The organism is Mycobacterium sp. E2238, from assembly GCF_001672665.1.
Taxonomy (GTDB): Bacteria; Actinomycetota; Actinomycetes; order Mycobacteriales; family Mycobacteriaceae; genus Mycobacterium.
Genome location: NZ_LZKF01000217.1, coordinates 1 through 17,468, shown reverse-complemented (window position 1 = coordinate 17,468; position 17,468 = coordinate 1). Strand labels below are relative to the sequence as shown.

General features: G+C 69.8%; 17 protein-coding genes. 6 read left to right on the top strand and 11 right to left on the bottom strand.

Annotated elements, in window-relative coordinates:
- Positions 1 to 110: 110 nt before the first annotated feature.
- The 4 genes from A5711_RS19855 to hemE are packed head-to-tail and all read right to left on the bottom strand — an operon-like array spanning position 111 to position 3,959.
- On the bottom strand, positions 111 to 860 hold the full coding sequence (locus tag A5711_RS19855) for a class I SAM-dependent methyltransferase (protein ID WP_067949524.1): 750 nt from the start codon (positions 858 to 860) through the stop codon (positions 111 to 113).
- Positions 857 to 1,552, bottom strand: coding sequence for a hydrogen peroxide-dependent heme synthase (hemQ, locus tag A5711_RS19850; RefSeq protein ID WP_067789672.1), 696 nt, complete (start codon positions 1,550 to 1,552; stop codon positions 857 to 859). Before hemQ ends, A5711_RS19855 begins: the two co-directional genes overlap by 4 nt.
- 5 nt (positions 1,553 to 1,557) lie before the next feature.
- Complete coding sequence (locus A5711_RS19845; protein WP_067949522.1) at positions 1,558 to 2,913, bottom strand: protoporphyrinogen oxidase; 1,356 nt, start codon at positions 2,911 to 2,913, stop codon at positions 1,558 to 1,560.
- Positions 2,910 to 3,959: a uroporphyrinogen decarboxylase gene (gene hemE / locus A5711_RS19840; RefSeq protein WP_067949520.1), complete on the bottom strand. Its 1,050-nt coding sequence runs from the start codon at positions 3,957 to 3,959 to the stop codon at positions 2,910 to 2,912. Before hemE ends, A5711_RS19845 begins: the two co-directional genes overlap by 4 nt.
- A 47-nt stretch (positions 3,960 to 4,006) precedes the next feature.
- Between hemE and A5711_RS19835 the strand changes: the two genes are divergently transcribed.
- From A5711_RS19835 to A5711_RS19825, 3 genes are all read left to right on the top strand, one after another.
- A complete protein-coding gene (locus tag A5711_RS19835) occupies positions 4,007 to 4,828 on the top strand; it encodes an enoyl-CoA hydratase/isomerase family protein (protein WP_067949518.1) in 822 nt (273 codons plus the stop codon).
- 198 nt (positions 4,829 to 5,026) lie between these two features.
- Positions 5,027 to 5,662 (top strand): DUF3000 domain-containing protein, encoded by a 636-nt coding sequence (locus tag A5711_RS19830; RefSeq protein ID WP_082953484.1) that lies wholly within the window; start codon positions 5,027 to 5,029, stop codon positions 5,660 to 5,662.
- Between the two features lies 1 nt (position 5,663).
- Complete coding sequence (locus A5711_RS19825; RefSeq protein ID WP_067949514.1) at positions 5,664 to 6,962, top strand: ribonuclease D; 1,299 nt, start codon at positions 5,664 to 5,666, stop codon at positions 6,960 to 6,962.
- Here A5711_RS19825 and dxs read toward each other — a convergent pair.
- The 4 genes from dxs to A5711_RS19805 form a co-directional block, all read right to left on the bottom strand.
- Positions 6,959 to 8,872 carry a 1-deoxy-D-xylulose-5-phosphate synthase gene (gene dxs / locus A5711_RS19820; RefSeq protein WP_067949513.1) on the bottom strand — a complete coding sequence of 638 codons (1,914 nt, stop codon included), beginning with the start codon at positions 8,870 to 8,872 and terminating at the stop codon, positions 6,959 to 6,961. The two genes, A5711_RS19825 and dxs, sit on opposite strands and share 4 nt — an antisense overlap.
- Before the next feature lie 53 nt (positions 8,873 to 8,925).
- Positions 8,926 to 10,389: a cation:proton antiporter gene (locus A5711_RS19815; RefSeq protein ID WP_067949511.1), complete on the bottom strand. Its 1,464-nt coding sequence runs from the start codon at positions 10,387 to 10,389 to the stop codon at positions 8,926 to 8,928.
- A 160-nt stretch (positions 10,390 to 10,549) separates the two neighbouring features.
- Positions 10,550 to 11,749, bottom strand: a complete 1,200-nt coding sequence (locus A5711_RS19810; protein ID WP_067949508.1) for a class I SAM-dependent RNA methyltransferase — start codon at positions 11,747 to 11,749, stop codon at positions 10,550 to 10,552.
- Between the two features lie 29 nt (positions 11,750 to 11,778).
- The gene (locus tag A5711_RS19805) at positions 11,779 to 13,773 is read right to left on the bottom strand and encodes an APC family permease (RefSeq protein WP_067949499.1); all 1,995 of its coding nucleotides are present in this window, start codon (positions 13,771 to 13,773) and stop codon (positions 11,779 to 11,781) included.
- A gap of 128 nt (positions 13,774 to 13,901) precedes the next feature.
- On the opposite strand from A5711_RS19805, the gene A5711_RS19800 reads away from it, so the two are divergent.
- Together A5711_RS19800 and A5711_RS19795 are read left to right on the top strand one after the other, a co-directional pair.
- Positions 13,902 to 14,570 (top strand): TrkA family potassium uptake protein, encoded by a 669-nt coding sequence (locus A5711_RS19800; RefSeq protein ID WP_156673364.1) that lies wholly within the window; start codon positions 13,902 to 13,904, stop codon positions 14,568 to 14,570.
- A gap of 12 nt (positions 14,571 to 14,582) precedes the next feature.
- Positions 14,583 to 15,260: a TrkA family potassium uptake protein gene (locus A5711_RS19795; protein WP_067949495.1), complete on the top strand. Its 678-nt coding sequence runs from the start codon at positions 14,583 to 14,585 to the stop codon at positions 15,258 to 15,260.
- On the opposite strand, the gene A5711_RS19790 is transcribed toward A5711_RS19795, so the two are convergent.
- Entirely contained in the window at positions 15,257 to 15,922 is a 666-nt protein-coding gene (locus A5711_RS19790; protein ID WP_067949583.1) for a DUF3159 domain-containing protein, read from the bottom strand. The two genes, A5711_RS19795 and A5711_RS19790, sit on opposite strands and share 4 nt — an antisense overlap.
- A 14-nt stretch (positions 15,923 to 15,936) precedes the next feature.
- Positions 15,937 to 16,305, bottom strand: a complete 369-nt coding sequence (locus A5711_RS19785; RefSeq protein WP_067949493.1) for an OB-fold nucleic acid binding domain-containing protein — start codon at positions 16,303 to 16,305, stop codon at positions 15,937 to 15,939.
- A 137-nt stretch (positions 16,306 to 16,442) separates the two neighbouring features.
- Between A5711_RS19785 and A5711_RS19780 the strand changes: the two genes are divergently transcribed.
- Complete coding sequence (locus tag A5711_RS19780) at positions 16,443 to 17,144, top strand: alpha/beta fold hydrolase (RefSeq protein WP_067949492.1); 702 nt, start codon at positions 16,443 to 16,445, stop codon at positions 17,142 to 17,144.
- 10 nt (positions 17,145 to 17,154) lie between these two features.
- On the opposite strand, the gene A5711_RS19775 is transcribed toward A5711_RS19780, so the two are convergent.
- Positions 17,155 to 17,468: DUF3710 domain-containing protein (locus A5711_RS19775; RefSeq protein WP_156745003.1), on the bottom strand; the 314-nt coding region annotated here is incomplete at its 5' end.

The window sequence follows — 17,468 nt, the reverse complement described above, 5'->3', positions numbered from 1 at the left end:
ACATGGATCCATGAGACATAAAGCGCTGCGACGGTTTCCGGCGTGTCGTCGCAAGGGTTTATGTGTCGTGGAAGGCGGGGCTCACGGAAGAACGAGGCCCGACGGCGAGCCTAGTCCACCCTGGTGGCGTGTACTTCCCAGAACGGGGCGTGCACCCGGCCGTTGACCAGCCACGGTTCCATCAAGCGAAACTGCTCCAGCAGCTCCTCGATCTGATCGGCCATTTCGCGATTGCGCGCGGCCATCATCTCGATCTGCTCGACGCTCATGTTGACCAGGTAGGTCGTCGGGCCGAGGTAGGTGATCTCCCAGCCGCCGAGGGGAAGCACATCGCGAAAAGCCTTGTCGGACAACGTCCGCAGCATCTTGAAGCCGTTGACGTTATGCTCGCCGAACTCGAACATGTACAGCCGTGCACCGGGCTTGGTGGCCCGGTGCAGCGCCCGCACATAGGACCTCTGCAGCTCGGGATCGGTGCTGAAGGTGTGGTAGAAGGCGCAGTCGACGACGGTGTCGAACCGCCCTTCCATGCCTTCGAGCTTGGTGGCGTCGGCCAGCTCGAAGTTGACGGAAACCCCTGCCCTGCGGGCGTTTTCGCGAGCCCGCTCCAGCGCGGTTGCCGACCCGTCGATGCCGGTGGCGGCGTAGCCCTTGGAGGCGTAGTAGATCGCGTGGTGGCCCGGCCCGGTGCCCGGGTCGAGCACCTCGCCTTTGATCGCGCCCAGCGCGACCAGTCGCTCGACCACCGGCTGCGGGCCGCCGATGTCCCACGGCGTCGCGGCGGGCAGTCCGTGCGACGTCCGCTCGTCGCGGTACATCTCCTCGAAACGGGCCGGGTCGGTGACGTCGGGCTGGCTCATGGCAGCGCGTTCACCAACTGCTCGACCGGCACGCGCGGGCCGGTGAAGAACGGCGTCTCCTCGCGGGTGTGCCGGCGGGCATCGGTGGCGCGCAGCTCGCGCATCAAGTCGACGATGCGGTGCAGTTCGGGGGCCTCGAAGGCGAGGATCCATTCGTAGTCGCCGAGCGCGAACGCCGGCACCGTGTTGGCGCGGACGTCCTTGTACTCGCGGGCGGCCATGCCGTGTTCGGCGAGCATACGGCGCCGCTCCTCGTCGGGCAGGAGGTACCACTCGTAGGACCGCACGAACGGATACACGCAGATGTAGTTGCCGGGCTCCTCGCCGGCCAGGAACGCGGGGATGTGGCTCTTGTTGAACTCCGCCGGCCGGTGCAGCGCCACGCTGCTCCACACCGGCGAGCAGGCCCGCCCCAGCGCGGTGGTGCGCCGGAAGTCGGCGTAGGTGGCCTGCAGCGCCTCGATGGTTTCGGCGTGGGTCCAGATCATGAAGTCGGCGTCGGCCCGCAGGCCCGCCACGTCGTAGAGGCCGCGCACCACGACGCCGCGCTCCTCCTGCTGCTTGAAAAACCGCGACGCGTCATCGATGACGGCATCGCGCTCTTCCCCGAGCTCGCCCGGTCGCACGGAGAAGACCGAGAACATCAGGTAGCGGATCGTCGCGTTGAGGGTGTCGTAGTCGAGCTTGGCCATGGAACCTATCGTGCCACTTCCACGTCGAGGGCCTCGATCGCGCGGCCGGCCGCCCCGACGCACGCCGGCACGCCGATGCCGTCGAGGTAGCTGCCGGTCACGGCGAGCGTCGGCGGCAGGCCCGCGCGGATCTCCGCCGCCAATTCGGCGTGGCCGGGCCCGTACTGCGGCATGGCCTCGATCCAGCGCTGCACGCGTGCATCGACCGGGTCGACGGCCAGGTCGAACACGTCGACCAGGTCGCTCAACGCCCAGCCGAGCAGTTCGTCATCCGAGGCGCTGGTGGCCACGTCGTCGCCGCAGCGACCGAACGACAGCCGGAGCAGCTGCGTGTCCCCGCGGGCACCCCATTTGCGCGACGAGAGCGTGATCGCCTTGCTCCGCAACGGCTCTCCGGTGGCGACGAGCACACCGGAACACTGCGGGAACGGCGTGTCAGCGGGCACCGCCAGCGCGACCACCACCGACGATGCGCTGGTGATCCGGCCCGCGGCGGCGGCGCTGCTCGGGGCGACACCGGCCAGCAGGCGCGCCACTCGCGGAGCCGGGACGGCCAGGATCACCGCGTCGGCGTGCCAGCGGGCGCCGGTGTCATCGGTCAGCGACCACCCCGGTCCGGCCGGTTCGAGCCGTTGCACCGCGGCCCGAACCCGGTGCGGCCGGCCGCGCTCGACGAGTGCGTCGAGCAGCACCTGGTACCCGCCGTCCAGCGCGCCGAACACGGGTCCCCCGGTCGCCGGCGGCAGCGCCTGCCGGACCGCGTCCGTCAGGCTGGTGGCCCCACGGTCCAGCGCGGCCGCGACGCCGGGGGCCGCCGCCCGCAGCCCGATGGTGGCCGCCGAACCCGCGTACACGCCGCTCAGCAGCGGATCCACCGACCGGGCCACGACCTGCTCGCCGAACCGCTCGCCCACGAGTTCGGCGGTCGCGGGGTCGCTGCCGGGTTGCCAGCTGAAGGGTCGGCCGGGTTCGGCTTCGATGCGCGCGACGGTCGCCTCGTCGACCAACCCAGCCACGGAGGCGGCCGACGACGGAATCCCGACCACCGTCCCGGTGGGCAACGGGTGCAGCGTCTGCCGGCTGTAGATCAACGGCCGGGCGCCGGTGGACACCAGTTGGCGCCCCGACAGGCCGAGCTCGGCCAGCAGTGCGGGCATCTCGGGCCGCCGCAGGATGAACGCCTCGGCACCCAGGTCCATGGTCTGCCCGCCGACCCGGTCGGTGCGCAAGATTCCGCCCAGCCGGTCGCCGGGGTCGAACAGGGTGATGGCGGCGTCGTCACCCACCGCCACGCGCAGTCGGTATGCCGCCGTCAGGCCCGAAATACCACCACCGACAACGCAATACGAAGGCGGGCTCATAGGGAGTGGACCAGTGACACCAGATCGGTCAGCACACCGGGGTCGGTCTCGGGCAGCACGCCGTGGCCGAGGTTGAAGACGTGACCGGTCACGCCCGCGTCGACGGCGCGGCGCCCGTCGTCGACCACGGCCCGGGCGGCGCGTTCGACGGCCGGCCACCCCGCCAGCAGGACCACCGGATCGAGGTTGCCCTGCAGCGCGGTCCCCGCCGTGACCCGGGCGGCCGCATCGGTGAGCGAGGTTCGCCAGTCCACGCCCACCACCGTCGCGCCCACCGTCGACATGGCCCCCAGGAGTTCGGCGGTGCCGACCCCGAAGTGCGTCATCGGCACGCCGTACTCCGTCAGCGCGCCGAAAACCCGGGCGCTGTGCGGTTGCACGTAGGTGCGGTAGTCGGCGAGCGACAGCGCACCCGCCCACGAGTCGAACACCTGAATCGCGTCCACCCCGGCCTCCAGCTGCGCACGCAGGAAGCCCACGGTGATGTCGGTCAGCTTTTCCATCAGCGCATGCCAGCAATCCGGTTCGGCCAGCATCATCGCCTTGGTGCGGGCGTGGTGGCGGCTGGGGCCGCCCTCGATCAGATAGGACGCCAGCGTGAAGGGGGCACCCGCGAACCCGATCAGCGGGACGTCGCCGAGCGCGGCCACCAGCAGCGTCACCGCGTCGGACACCGGCTGAATCCGTTGCCGGTCAAGGGGTTTCATCGCATCGACGTCGGCCGCGGTGCGCACCGGCGACGCGATCACCGGCCCGACACCCGCGACGATGTCCAGGTCGACGCCGGCGCCGAGCAGCGGCACCACGATGTCGGAGAACAAGATCGCCGCGTCGACGTCGTGCCGGCGCACCGGCTGCAGGGTGATCTCGCAGACCAGCTCGGCGTCGAAGCAGGCCGACAACATGTCGGTCTGGGCCCGCAGCGCCCGGTATTCGGGCAGCGAACGACCCGCCTGCCGCATGAACCACACCGGGGTCCGGCCGGGTTTGCCACCGGTGACGGCGGCCAGATACGGCGACTCGGGGAGGTCGCGGCGAGTACTCATTGTCCTCAATGCTGCCACGAGGGTGCTGCTGCGTAATATCGACGACCGTGCCAGTCAGCCACCCGCCCGTGAATTACGACGAGTTCCCCAGCCTGCGCTGCGAGGTCGGCGACAACGGCATCCTGACGCTGGTTCTCGACGCCCCCGGCCTCAATTCGGTCGGGCCGCAGATGCACCGGGACCTGGCCGACATCTGGCCGGCGATCGCCCGCGACCCCGACGTGCGCGTCGTGCTGGTCCGCGGCGAGGGCAAGGCCTTCTCCTCCGGCGGCAGCTTCGACCTGATCGCCGAAACCATCGGCGACTACGAGGGCCGCATGCGCATCATGCGGGAGGCGCGCGACCTGGTGCTCAACATGGTCAACTTCGACAAGCCCGTCGTCTCGGCGATCCGGGGCCCGGCCGTCGGGGCGGGGCTGGTGGTGGCCCTGCTCGCCGACGTCTCGGTGGCGGGCCGCACCGCGAAGCTCATCGACGGGCACACCAAGCTGGGCGTGGCCGCCGGCGATCACGCCGCGATCTGCTGGCCGCTGCTGGTCGGCATGGCCAAGGCCAAGTACTACCTGCTGACCTGCGAGACGCTGCTCGGCGAGGAAGCCGAGCGGATCGGCCTGGTGTCCACCTGCGTCGACGACGATGACGTGCTGTCCACGGCGACGCAGATCGCCGAGGATCTGGCCCGCGGCGCGCAAAACGCCATCCGGTGGACCAAGCACAGCCTCAACTCCTGGTACCGCATGTTCGCACCCACCTTCGAGACCTCGCTCGGCCTGGAATTCCTCAGCTTCAGCGGCCCCGACGTGCAGGAAGGGCTGGCCGCGCACCGCGAGAAGCGGCCGGCCCGATTTACCGGCGGAAATGCCTCCTGAGCAGGGGCGATACCGGCCCATGAGGTCGGGTAACGGGTTGGTAGCGGTCGGCGCGCCTGGTTCCGCGTGTCGGCCGATAGGTCTACCGTCGGACGCTGTGACCCGCACCGCGACGATGCAGTGGGGGCACGCCCCCTCAAGTGGGAGGTTCCCCCACCCGCTTGTGGGGGATGGCAGCGATGTGGAGGAGCGGCGCTCATGACGTACGCCGCGCCGACGCAGAGTGGCCGGGATGAACAGGAGCGGCGCCAAGTGACCTCAGCTGAACCGGAGCCATTCCGCGAGGCGGTAGCGGCGATGAACGGCGTCACCGTCCGAGCGGAAATCGAGCTGGGCCCCATTCGCCCGCCGCAACGCCTGGCGCCCTACAGCTACGCGCTGGGGGCCGAGGTCAAGCATCCCGACCGCGAAATCGTGCCCGAGCGATCCGACGGCGACGCCTTCGGCCGCCTGATCCTGCTGTACGACCCGGAAGGCGCCGACGCGTGGGACGGCACCATCCGCCTGGTCGCCTACATCCAGGCCGACCTCGATCCCAGCGAGGCCGTCGACCCCCTGCTGCCGGAGGTGGCGTGGAGCTGGCTGGTCGACGCGCTGGAGTCTCGGATGGAGCAGGTCACCGCCCTCGGCGGCACGGTCACCGCCACCACCTCGGTGCGCTACGGCGACATCTCGGGGCCGCCGCGCGCCCACCAGTTGGAGCTGCGGGCATCGTGGACGGCGACCACGCCGCAGGTCGGCGTCCATGTCGAGGCCTTCTGCGAGGTACTGGAACACGCGGCGGGTCTCCCGCCGACGGGCGTCACCGATCTGAGCTCGCGGTCACGCGCCTGACATGTGCGAACCGGCGGCCCATGGGGCCGGCAGCGCGGCACCCGAAGACATCGAACCCGCGCCGACGCCCCTGCTGCACCCGGCCGAAGGGATTCCGGACCTCTCGGTGACCGTCCGCCAGATCCAGGAGGCGGCGGAGTTCCTGGACAGTGGTCGCGGACCGTTTGCGGTGGACGCCGAGCGGGCGTCCGGTTTCCGGTACTCCAACCGGGCCTACCTGATTCAGATCCGGCGGGCCGGCGCGGGCACGGTGCTCATCGACCCCGTCAGCCACGGCGCCGACCCGCTCGAGGCACTGCGGCCCGTTGCCGAGGTGCTCAGCGACGACGAATGGATCCTGCATTCGGCCGACCAGGACCTGCCCTGCCTCGCGGAGGTCGGCCTGCGGCCGCCCGCGCTGTACGACACCGAGCTCGCGGGGCGGCTGGCCGGCTTCGAGCGGGTGAACCTCGCGACCATGGTGGAGCGGCTGCTCGGGTCCGGGTTGGCCAAGGGGCATGGGGCGGCCGATTGGTCCAAACGCCCGCTGCCGAGCGAATGGCTCAATTACGCGGCGCTGGATGTGGAACTGCTCATCGAACTGCGGGCCGCGATCGCCGACGTGCTGGCCGAGCAACGCAAAAGCGGTTGGGCCGCAGAGGAATTCGATTACCTACGGGTGGCGGGCGCCAAGGAGCCCAGCGCGGCGACGCGGCGGGACCGGTGGCGGCGGACGTCGGGGATCCATCGGGTGCGCGACCAGCGCGGCCTGGCGGCGGTCCGCGAGCTGTGGTTGACGCGCGACCGCATCGCCGAGCGCCGCGACATCGCGCCGCGACGCATCTTGCCGGACTCGGCCATCATCGAGGCCGCTATCGCCGACCCGAAGACCATCGAGGACCTCACCGCCTTGCCGGTGTTCGGTGGGCGCAATCAGCGTCGCAGCGCCGCCACGTGGTTGGGTGCGCTGGAGGCGGCGCGGCAAACCAAGAACCCGCCCGTCGATGCCGAAGCGCCGAACGGGCCGCCGCCGGCGGCGCGGTGGAGCAGGCGCAAACCGGAGGCGGCCGCGCGGCTGGAGGCGGCGCGTGCGGCGCTGGCGGAGGTGTCCGAGCGGGTGCACGTCCCCACCGAGAACCTGGTCTCGCCCGACCTGGTTCGACGGCTGTGCTGGGACTGGGAGCCCGCCCCCGACCCTTTGGAGGCCGTCGATACGTTTCTGCGGGCCGGGCAGGCCCGGTCATGGCAGCGCGAATTGGTGGATCCCGTGCTCGCTCGGGCGTTGCAACCACCCGACGAGCCGGAGGCCGAAACCGACTAGTCGAGGTGCTCGCGGATCTCCGCTTCGGTGACGGCGTTACCCAGCGCGGCGACCCACCCCGTGATGCGGCGGGCCACGTCCTGATCGGTGAGCCCCAGGTCGGCCAGCAGCTCTCCCCGCGAGGCGTGCTCGTAGAACCGCTGCGGCAGGCCGACGTCGCGGCACGGCACGTCGATCTCCGCGCGCCGCAGGGCCGCGGACACCGCCGACCCGATGCCGCCGTTGACACCGTTGTCCTCGCACGTGACGACCAGCTTGTGCTGCGCGGCGAGCTCGATGACAGCCTCGGACACCGGCAGCACCCAACGCGGGTCGATCACCGTCACGCCGATCCCCTGGTTGTGCAGCCGCTTGGCGACCTCGAGCGCCATCGGGACGAACGCGCCGACGCCCACCAGGAGCACGTCGTGGTTGAGTCCGGCGGCCGGCAGCGCGAGCACGTCCACACCCGAGCGTCGCTCGAGCGCCGGAATGTCTTCGCCCACATCGCCTTTGGGGAAGCGGAGCGCCGTCGGCCCGTCATTGACGTCAAGCGCCTCGCCGAGTTCCTCGCGTAACCGGGTGGCGTCGCGGGGCGCGGCGACCCGCATGCCGGGCACGATGCCCAGCATCGACATGTCCCACATGCCGTTGTGGCTGGCGCCGTCCGAACCCGTGATCCCGGCCCGGTCGAGCACCATGGTGACGGGCAGCTTGTGCAGCGCCACGTCCATCATGATCTGGTCGAAGGCCCGGTTGAGGAACGTCGAATAGATGGCCACCACCGGGTGCATGCCGCCCATCGCCAGGCCGGCCGCCGACGTCAGCGCGTGCTGCTCGGCGATGCCGACGTCGAAGAGGCGATCCGGGAACTGTTGCCCGAAGGCGCTCAGCCCCGTCGGGCCGGGCATCGCCGCGGTGATGGCCACGATGTCGCGGCGCTTTTTCGCGTAGCCGATCAGCGCGTCGGAGAAGGTGGCGGTCCAACCGGGACCGGCGACCTTGGTGGCCTGGCCGGTGACCGGATCGATCACGCCGCAGGAATGCATCTGCTCGGCCTCGTCGTCCTCCGCGGGACCGAAACCCATGCCCTTGCGGGTGACGACGTGCACGATCACCGGCCGGCCGAAGCCACGCGCGTGGCGCAACGCCATCTCCACGGCGCGTTCGTCGTGCCCGTCGACCGGTCCCACGTACTTCAGGCCGAGGTCGGTGAACAGCAGCTGCGGGGACAGGGAGTCCTTGATGCCGGCCTTGACACTGTGCATGAACCGGTAGGCGAGCTCGCCGAAGAACGGTAGCGAGCGCACCGCGTCGCGGCCCTTCTCCAGGGCCTGCTCGTAGGCCGGCTGCAGCCGCAGAGTGGCCAGATGGTCGGCGACGCCGCCGATCGTCGGTGCGTAGCTGCGGCCGTTGTCGTTGACCACAATGATCACCGGCCGCTTCGACGCCGCGATGTTGTTCAGCGCCTCCCAGCACATGCCGCCGGTGAGCGCGCCGTCGCCGACCACGGCGACCACGTGCCGGTTGCGGTGGCCGGTCAGCTCGAACGCCTTGGCCAGGCCGTCGGCGTAGGACAGCGCCGCGCTGGCGTGGCTGGACTCGACCCAGTCGTGTTCGCTCTCCGCGCGCGACGGATAGCCGGACAGCCCGCCCTTTTTGCGCAGGCTCTCGAAGTCCTGCGCGCGTCCGGTCAGCATCTTGTGGACGTATGCCTGGTGACCGGTGTCGAAGACGATCGGGTCGTGCGGCGAGTCGAACACACGATGCAGCGCCAGCGTCAGTTCGACGACGCCGAGGTTGGGCCCGAGGTGTCCCCCGGTCGCAGCGACCTTGTGGATCAGGAACTGACGAATCTCGGCGGCCAGTTCACGCAGCTGCTGTTGGGACAGGTGTTGCAGATCAGCGGGCCCGCGGATCTGTTCCAGCATCCCGATAGTCTACGCAGCCACCGCAGGAACAGCAGGGAGCCGAGGTAGCCGGCCTACGCGGGTCCGAACAGCTCGGCCAGGGTGTCGTGGAGTTCGGGATCCGCCAGTATGACGACCTCGTCGCCGGCCTGAAGTTTGGTGTCGCCGCGGACCGGGACCAGACCGGTGGTGCGAACCACGATGCTCACCCAGATGTCGCCGACCCGGTCACCGAGCCCCTCGACCGTGTAGCCCTCCGCGGCGGACCCCTTCGCAACGCTGAAGCGATGCGCCCCGTGCGGTTCGTCCGCCAGCCGGACGCCGATCTCCCAAGGCTGGGTCTCCACGGTCCGCATGGGCAGCCGCAGCAGGTTCGCGACGCCGGGCACCGAGCTGCCCTGCACCAGCACCGAGAAGATCACGACCACGACCACGATGCCGTAGAGGCGTTCGGCGTCGGCGACGTGCGCGGCGCGCAGCAACTCGCCCAGCAGGATCGGCACCGCGCCCTTGAGCCCGGCGAACATGATGAAGACGCGTTCGTTTCGCTGCAGCCGGACGGGAACCAGGCAGGAGCCCACCGCCAGCGGCCGGATCACCAATGTCAGCGCGACACCGAGGGCGACGCCGGGAATCCACACGTCCGGATGGGCGAGCACGTTGATGTCGACGGTCAGCCCGAGGAACGCGAACGCGACGATTTCGGCCAGACCGGCCAGGGCGGCGTGGAACCGCTTGATCTCCGGCTTGTACGGCGCGCGGGCGTCGCCGATCACGATGCCGGCGACGAATACGGCCAGGAAACCCGAGCCGTGCGCGAGCGTGGCGATGCCGTACAGCATCAGGCACGACGCCAGCGTGCGCAGCGAGTAGAGGCCCTCGCTCGGCAGGGCGACCCGGCGCATGAAGACGAGCAGGGCCCGGCCGCCGATCACCCCGACGGCCAGTCCGACCACCATCTGGCGAGCGAATTGCGTTCCCACATCGGCGAATCCGGCCGCGCTGAGGCCACCGGCGAAGATCAGGCTGGACATCAGGGAGATGCCGACCGGGTCGTTGGCGCCGGACTCGCCCTCGAGGATGGTGCTGCTGCGCCCCCTGATCTCGCGTTTGCCCAGGACGGAGAAGACCACGGCCGGATCGGTAGGGGCCACCGCCGTGGCGACGAGTACCGCGGGGAACCAGCCGATCCCGAATGCGTAGTGCACCACCAGCGCCGCCCCAGCGGCGGTGAGGGCGGTTCCCACCACGCCCAACGACAGGATCGGGACGACCGCCGCGCGGAACCGCGATGGTCCGATATGCATGCCGCCGTCGAACAACACCAACACCAGCGCGATGGTGATCACCCGCTCGACGGTCGGCTCGGACGGAGACTGCACCGCCGGCACCGCGTGCACCGCCACGGCGGCCCCGACCAGCACGAGCAGGGGCACCGGGATCTTCACCCGTTCGGTGAGGCGGTTCGCCAGGACCGCGACCAAACCGACTGCGCTGCAGAACAAAATGATCAGCGCGTAGCGAAGAGTTTCCGTCACGATGGCCGCGGTCCCCTACCGCTGGACACATCGACGGGCGCGGCCCGCACTTCGGTGGTAGGCACCTAAGCCTCTCGGTCGGTCGACAAGGACATCGCCGACCAGACTTCCCGGCACACCGTGACGGAGTCTATCGGCTGCGGCGCCCTTCCTCTAATCGCTAACGGGTCAGCAGCGCGACGCATTCGGTGTGATGCGTGAGCGGGAACGCATCGAACACCTTGATCTTCTCGACGGCGTAGCCGCGGCCGAGGTAGAGCCCGATGTCACGGGCGAAAGACGCGGCCTCGCAACCGATGTGCACTATACGCGGGACACCGGCCGCGGCCAGCAGATCGACGATTTCGCGCCCGGCCCCCGCACGCGGCGGATCCAGCACCGCCACATCTGCGGTTGAGGCGCTGGATCGCTGCGCGTTGAGTACCCGCCGCACCGAGTCGTTGACGACCTGCACCTGCGGCAGGTCGTTCAGCGCGGCCCGGGCGGCGCGGGTGGCCGCGCGCGAGGTATCGACGCTCAGCACCCGACCGGACTCCCCGACCGCGGCCCCGAGCGCCGCGGCGAAAACGCCGGCGCCGCCGTACAGATCCCATGCGGTCGCGCCGGTGTCCGGCTGCGCCCAGTCGGCGACCAGGCGGCTGTACACGGTGGCCGCGCCGCGGTGCGCCTGCCAGAAGGCCGTCACCGGGATCTGCCAGCTGCGGCCGTCGACCCGCTGCACCGCCTCGTAGCTGCCCTCGACGACCTTGGTCGCGGTCTTTTTGCCCTGCCGCAGCGTGCGCACCACGTGGCGGGCACCGTCGTCGTCCACGACGACGTGCAGCTGAGCGGCCGGCGGCCACTCGGATTCGGCGATCCCGTCGAGCATGCCGGCCGGCAATTGCGCGCAGCGCAGGTCGGTCACCAGCTCGTCGCTGTGATACCGGTGAAACCCGGCGCGGCGGTCGGCGCCCACGTCGAGCCGGACCCGAGTGCGCCAACCCGTCGGCCCGGAGCCCGGGAGCGGTTCCGCCCCGCCATCCCAGCGGTGTCCGCCCAGCCGCTCCAGTTGATTGGCCACCACTTGCGCCTTGATCGCGCGGGCCGCCTCCGGGGCGGCGAACGCCAAGTCACAGCACCCGGCGCCATCCACCCCGGCGATCGGGCACAGCGACTCGACGCGGTCGGCCGAAGGCTCGAGCACCTCGACAACCTCGGCGTGCCAATAAGATCCACGGTCGGCGGTGACCCGGACCCGCACCCGCTCACCCGGCAACGCGTAGCGGACGAACACCACGCGTCCCTCGTGGTGCGCCACGCAGCTGCCGCCGTTCGCCGGGGCGCCGGTGACCAACGTCAGCTCCTCGTGCGGGGGCGCCACCGCTGCGGGTGCGCGGGGGGATTCGCGGGTCAATCGAAGATTCCCCGACGAGTGTCCCCCGGGGCCACGTGGTGCTGCAGCGTCTGCAGCCGTTCCGACGAATTCAGTTGCCACGGAACAGAAGTCACCATCACGTTGGGCATGAACAACAGCCGGCCCTTGAGCCGCAGCGCGCTCTGGTTGTGCAACACCTGCTCCCACCAATGGCCCACCACGTATTCGGGAATGAACACGGTGACGACGGTGCGCGGCGATTCCTTGCTGACGCGCTTGACGTAATCCAGTATGGGCCGGGTGATTTCGCGATACGGCGAGGCGATGACCTTCAGCGGCACGCTGATGTCGCTTTCCTCCCACTGGTGCACCAACTCGCGGGTTTCCCCGTCGTCCACGCTGACTGTGAGCGCCTCGAGCGCATCGGGGCGCGTCGCCCTGGCGTAGGCCAGCGCGCGCAGCGTCGGGAGATGCAGCTTGGACACCAGCACCAGCGCGTGATTGCGGCTGGGCAACACCACGTCGTGCTGGGCGGCGGCCTGCTCCTCCAGTTCCCGGCTGACGGTGCCGTAGTGGCGGTGGATCATCTTCATCATCCCGAACAGCAACCCCATGGCGAAAAGCGCGATCCACGCGCCGGCGACGAACTTCGTCACCAGGACGACCAACAAAACCGCGCCGGTGGAGAGCAATCCGACGGTATTGACGACCCGGGAGCGCATCATCTTGCGCCGCGCCCGCGGATCGGTCTCGGTGCGCAGCAATCGAGTCCAGTGCCGCACCATGCCGATCTGGCTCAGGGTGAACGAAATGAACACGCCCACGATGTACAGCTGGATCAGGGCGGTGACCTCGGCGCGGAACGCGATGATCGCCAGCAGCGCCGCACCGGACAGGAACAGGATCCCGTTGGAGAACGCCAACCGGTCCCCGCGGGTGTGCAGTTGGCGCGGCAGGTAACTGTGCTGCGCCAGCACCGAGCCGAGCACCGGGAAGCCGTTGAACGCGGTGTTGGCTGCCAGCACCAGGATGAGCGCGGTCACCGTGGCGATCAGCAGGAAGCCGATGTGGAAGCTGCCGAACACCGTTTCCGCCAGCTGGGTGACCAGGGTTTTCTGGTAGTAGCCCGGCGGGGCGCCGGCCAGTTGCGTGGCGGGATCCTCGACCAGCTGGACGCGGATCTGCTGGGCCAGCACGATGATGCCCATCAGCAGGGCCACCGCGATCGCCCCCAGCATCAGCAACGTCGTCGCCGCGTTGCGCGACTTGGGCTTCTCGAAAGCCGGGACGCCATTGCTGATGGCCTCCACACCGGTCAGCGCCGCGCAGCCCGAGGAGAAGGACCGCGCCACCAGGAATGCCAGTGCGAAGCCGACGACCTGGCCGTGCTCGGCGTGCATCTGGAAGCCGGCCGACTCCGCGCGCAGCGGGTTGCCCAGCACGAAGATCCGGAACAGGCCCCAGCCGATCATGATGAAGACGCCGATGATGAACGCGTAGGTCGGAATGGCGAACGCCACCCCGGACTCCCGGATGCCGCGCAGGTTCAACGCCATCACCAGCAGGATCGCGGCCACGCAGAACCACACCTTGTGCTGGGCCACCAGCGGGATGGCGGAGCCGATGTTAGACATCGCCGACGCCGTCGAAACGGCAACGGTCAGAACGTAATCCACCATCAGGGCGCTCGCGACCACCAGGCCTGCGGTGTCACCGAGGTTGGTGGTGACCACCTCGAAGTCGCCGCCGCCCGACGGGTAGGCGTGCACGTTCTGCCGGTAGCTGGCCACCACGACCAACATCACCGCGGCCACGGCGAGACCGATCCAGGGCGTCAACGCGTACGCGGACAGGCCGGCCACCGAGAGCATCAGGAAGACCTCTTCGGGCGCGTACGCCACCGATGACAACGCGTCGGAGGCGAACACCGGCAAGGCGATCCGCTTGGGCAGCAGGGTGTGACTCAGCCGGTCGCTGCGAAACGGCCGGCCAATTAGCAACCGACGCGCTGCGGTTGAAAGTTTGGACACGAGAGCCAAGAGTAAGCCCACAAGGGTTTGGCGGTAGCTTCGTAGGCGAGAATGTTTGCCGACCCGAAATCGGCTGGCCGACGTGGGTTGCCGATCGGGGCGCAGGACGCGGCCGAGAGGATCGGAAAGTGCGAGTAGTGGTGATGGGCTGTGGCCGCGTCGGTTCCTCCGTGGCCGACGGGCTATCGCGGATCGGCCACGACGTCGCGGTCATCGACCGCGACAGCACCGCGTTCAACCGGCTCAGCCCCGAGTACGCCGGGGAGCGGGTGTTGGGGCAGGGGTTCGACCGGGACGTATTGCTGCGGGCCGGCATCGAGGAGGCGGACGCGTTCGCCGCCGTGTCGTCCGGTGATAACTCGAACATCATCTCGGCACGGCTGGCCCGGGAGACCTTCGGCGTCAAGCGGGTTGTCGCCCGGATCTACGACGCCAAGCGGGCCGAGGTCTACGAACGCCTCGGCATCCCCACCATCGCCACCGTGCCCTGGACCACCGATCGCCTGCTGAACGCGCTGCTGCGCGACACCGAGACCGCGAAATGGCGGGACCCGACCGGCACGGTGGTTGTCGCCGAGGTCGTCCTGCACGAGGAGTGGATCGGGCAGCGCGTCACCGATCTCGAGCAGGCCACCGGCGCCCGCGTGGCGTTCCTGATCCGGTTCGGTGCAGGCGTATTGCCGGAACCGAAATCCGTCATCCAGGCCGGCGATCAGGTCTACGTCGCCGCGATCTCCGGGCGCGCCGCCGAGGCGATCGCCATCGCGGCCATGCCCCCCAGTGAAGACCTCGGTTAAGGAGCGGCGAACATGAAGGTAGCTGTCGCCGGGGCCGGCGCGGTCGGCCGCTCCGTCGGTCGCGAACTCATCGGCAACGGCCACGACGTGACGCTCATCGAGCGCAACCCCGATCACGTCGACGTCGACGCCATCCCCGCCGCGCACTGGCGGCTCGGCGACGCCTGCGAGCTGAGCCTGCTGGAATCGGTGCATCTGCAGGACTTCGACGTGGTGGTCGCCGCGACCGGCGACGACAAGGCCAACGTCGTGCTCAGCCTGCTGGCCAAGACCGAGTTCGCGGTGCCCCGGGTCGTGGCCCGGGTCAACGATCCCCGCAACGAGTGGCTGTTCACCGACGCCTGGGGCGTGGACGTGGCGGTGTCCACGCCGCGCATGCTCGCCTCGCTCATCGAAGAGGCCGTCGCCGTCGGTGATCTGGTGCGGCTCATGGAATTCCGCCGCGGACAGGCCAACCTCGTCGAGATCACCCTGCCCGACGACACGCCCTGGGGCGGCAAGCCGGTGCGCCGCCTGCAACTGCCCCGGGACGCCTCGCTGGTCACGATCCTGCGCGGTCCGCGGGTCATCGTGCCCGAGGCGGACGAGCCGCTGGAGGGCGGCGACGAACTGCTCTTCGTCGCGGTCGCCGAGGTCGAAGAGGACCTGCGCAAGCTCCTGCTGCCGGACGGCCCGCCGCTCGACGGCTAGTCGCCGACCGCGAGCATGGAACGCTGCGCGGACTTGATCGCCAGGTACGTCGCGAGCGCGGCCGCCACGGTCAGCGGCCACCCCATCGCGATGCGCGCGACGGCCAGCCAGCCGGTCTGGTCGGCGTTGTAGAGCAGACCCTGGACCACGAACCGCGCGGCGAACACCAGCACCCAGCAGACCGAGGCGAGGTCGAACGCGTGGACGGCGCGCGGAACATCGCGCCAGCCGTGGCCCCGCCCGGTGGCCCAGGTCCACACGTAGCCGACCAGCGGCCGCCGCATGACGACCGACACCGCGACGACCACCGCCCACACCAGCGACATCCAAATGCCCAGTAGGAAGTAGCCCTTGGACTCCCCCACGATGTAGGCGATGAGCGCGCAGATCGCCACGCCGAAAAATCCCGAGAGGGCCGGCTGTACTGAATCGCGGCGGATCAGGCGCCACACCAGGACCAGCGCGGCCGCGGTCAACGCGGAGACGATGGCCGCCAACAAGCCCGACAGGCTCGACGCAATGACGAAGATCACAACGGGCAGCGAAGAATAGATGACGCCGCTGACCCCGCCCGCCTGGCGCAGTAGACGTTCGGCCGTGACGCGGTTGACGGTCGCGCGCTCAGCAGCGCCCGACTCGTGGGGTCCCGAACTCGACCCCAAATCGCCGGGTTGGGTCACCGCTGAATTTCGTAGTGCGGGTTGTAGATGGCCTTGGTTCCGTTCTCCAGCTTGCCCAGCCGGCCGCGTACCCGCAGCTTGCGGCCCGAGTCGATGCCGGGTATCCGGCGCTGCCCCAACCAGACCAAAGTGACGGTGTCGGTGCCGTCGAACAGCTCGGCGCGGACACCGCCCGCACAGGCCTTGCCGTTACATTCCACGCTTCGCAGCGTGCCGACCATCGTGACCTCTTGGCCGCGCTCGCAGTCGATGACTCGTTGCGCGCCGGTAAGTGCGACCTCGTCGGACAACTCCTCCGAGTCGCGTTGCTCCGGTGCCTCCGTCAAGCGGCGGGTGAGCCGGCGCAGATATCCTTGGGCCCCCATGGCCCCTCCTGACAATGCCGATAAGCCTTGGCGCTTCCATTTATGCCAACGGACACCGTAGACCTGTTGGTTCCCACGCGCCAACCGACTCAAACACCGATGTTGGGCGCAGATGAACGCCGGGGCAATATCAGGGGATGGCTGTCGATCTGCGGGGTGTGACGACCGTCTTGCTGCCCGGCACGGGGTCCGACGACGACTACGTTCGCCGGGCGTTTTCGGGCCCACTGCGCGAGGCCGGCGCCGTTCTGGTGACCCCGCCGCCCAACCCGGATCGGCTGATCGACGGCTACGTGTCCGCGTTGGACGCCGCCGCGCGCACGGGCCCGATAGCCGTCGGCGGCGTCTCGATCGGCGCGGCGGTCGCGGTCGCCTGGGCACTGGCGCACCCGGCCCGGACGGTCGCCGTCCTGGCCGCGCTGCCGGCCTGGGCCGGGGAACCCGAAACGGCGCCCGCGGCCCTTGCGGCGCGGCATACGGCAGCGCAGCTCCGCGCCGACGGACTGGAGGCGACGACCAACCAGATGCGGGCGTCCAGCCCGCCGTGGCTGGCCGACGAGCTGGCGCGCTCGTGGCGCGCCCAGTGGCCACAACTGCCCGACGCCATGGACGAAGCCGCCGGCCACGTGGCGCCCAACCACGCCGAGCTGGCCCGGCTGGCCGTGCCACTGGCTGTGGCGTCCGCCGTCGACGATCCCATCCACCCACTGCAGGTCGGCGTGGAATGGGTTGAGGCCGCGCCGCGGGCGGCGCTGCGGACGGTCACGCTCGACCAGATCGGCTCGGATCCCGCCGCGCTGGGCGCGGCGTGCCTGGCCGCTCTCGCCGAGCTGAGCTAGCGGTTTCGGTTCAGCCCCCGGTGGTGGTGCGCAGCTGTTGCATGGCCGAGCCGTCGACGCTGCGACGGGCCGCCGGCTGGTTGGCCCCCTCCTGCGCGTCGTCTTGTTGCTGGGCCTGTTGCGCCTCGGCCTGCTGGGCGGCCGCGGCTTCCCGCAATTGCTGCGCCATCGGCTCGGGCAGCTGCACGGTCAACGGCGTGCGCACCGGAAGGGGTGTGTCACCGCGGCGAACCACGGTGTCCGCCAACGCCGCCCGCGCCTCCTGCTCGAGGGCTTCCATGGTCTCGTGAGGGCCGTTGATCACGCAGCGGATCATCCAGCGGT

What these genes read in the sequence shown, in the direction of transcription:
- A5711_RS19855 (WP_067949524.1), bottom strand. Translation starts at nt 860, where the DNA reads ATGAGCCAGCCCGACGTCACCGACCCGGCCCGTTTCGAGGAGATGTAC.
- hemQ (WP_067789672.1), bottom strand. Translation starts at nt 1,552, where the DNA reads ATGGCCAAGCTCGACTACGACACCCTCAACGCGACGATCCGCTACCTG.
- A5711_RS19845 (WP_067949522.1), bottom strand. Translation starts at nt 2,913, where the DNA reads ATGAGCCCGCCTTCGTATTGCGTTGTCGGTGGTGGTATTTCGGGCCTG.
- hemE (WP_067949520.1), bottom strand. Translation starts at nt 3,959, where the DNA reads ATGAGTACTCGCCGCGACCTCCCCGAGTCGCCGTATCTGGCCGCCGTC.
- A5711_RS19830 (WP_082953484.1), top strand. Translation starts at nt 5,027, where the DNA reads ATGACGTACGCCGCGCCGACGCAGAGTGGCCGGGATGAACAGGAGCGG.
- A5711_RS19825 (WP_067949514.1), top strand. Translation starts at nt 5,664, where the DNA reads ATGTGCGAACCGGCGGCCCATGGGGCCGGCAGCGCGGCACCCGAAGAC.
- dxs (WP_067949513.1), bottom strand. Translation starts at nt 8,872, where the DNA reads ATGCTGGAACAGATCCGCGGGCCCGCTGATCTGCAACACCTGTCCCAA.
- A5711_RS19795 (WP_067949495.1), top strand. Translation starts at nt 14,583, where the DNA reads ATGAAGGTAGCTGTCGCCGGGGCCGGCGCGGTCGGCCGCTCCGTCGGT.
- A5711_RS19785 (WP_067949493.1), bottom strand. Translation starts at nt 16,305, where the DNA reads ATGGGGGCCCAAGGATATCTGCGCCGGCTCACCCGCCGCTTGACGGAG.
- A5711_RS19780 (WP_067949492.1), top strand. Translation starts at nt 16,443, where the DNA reads ATGGCTGTCGATCTGCGGGGTGTGACGACCGTCTTGCTGCCCGGCACG.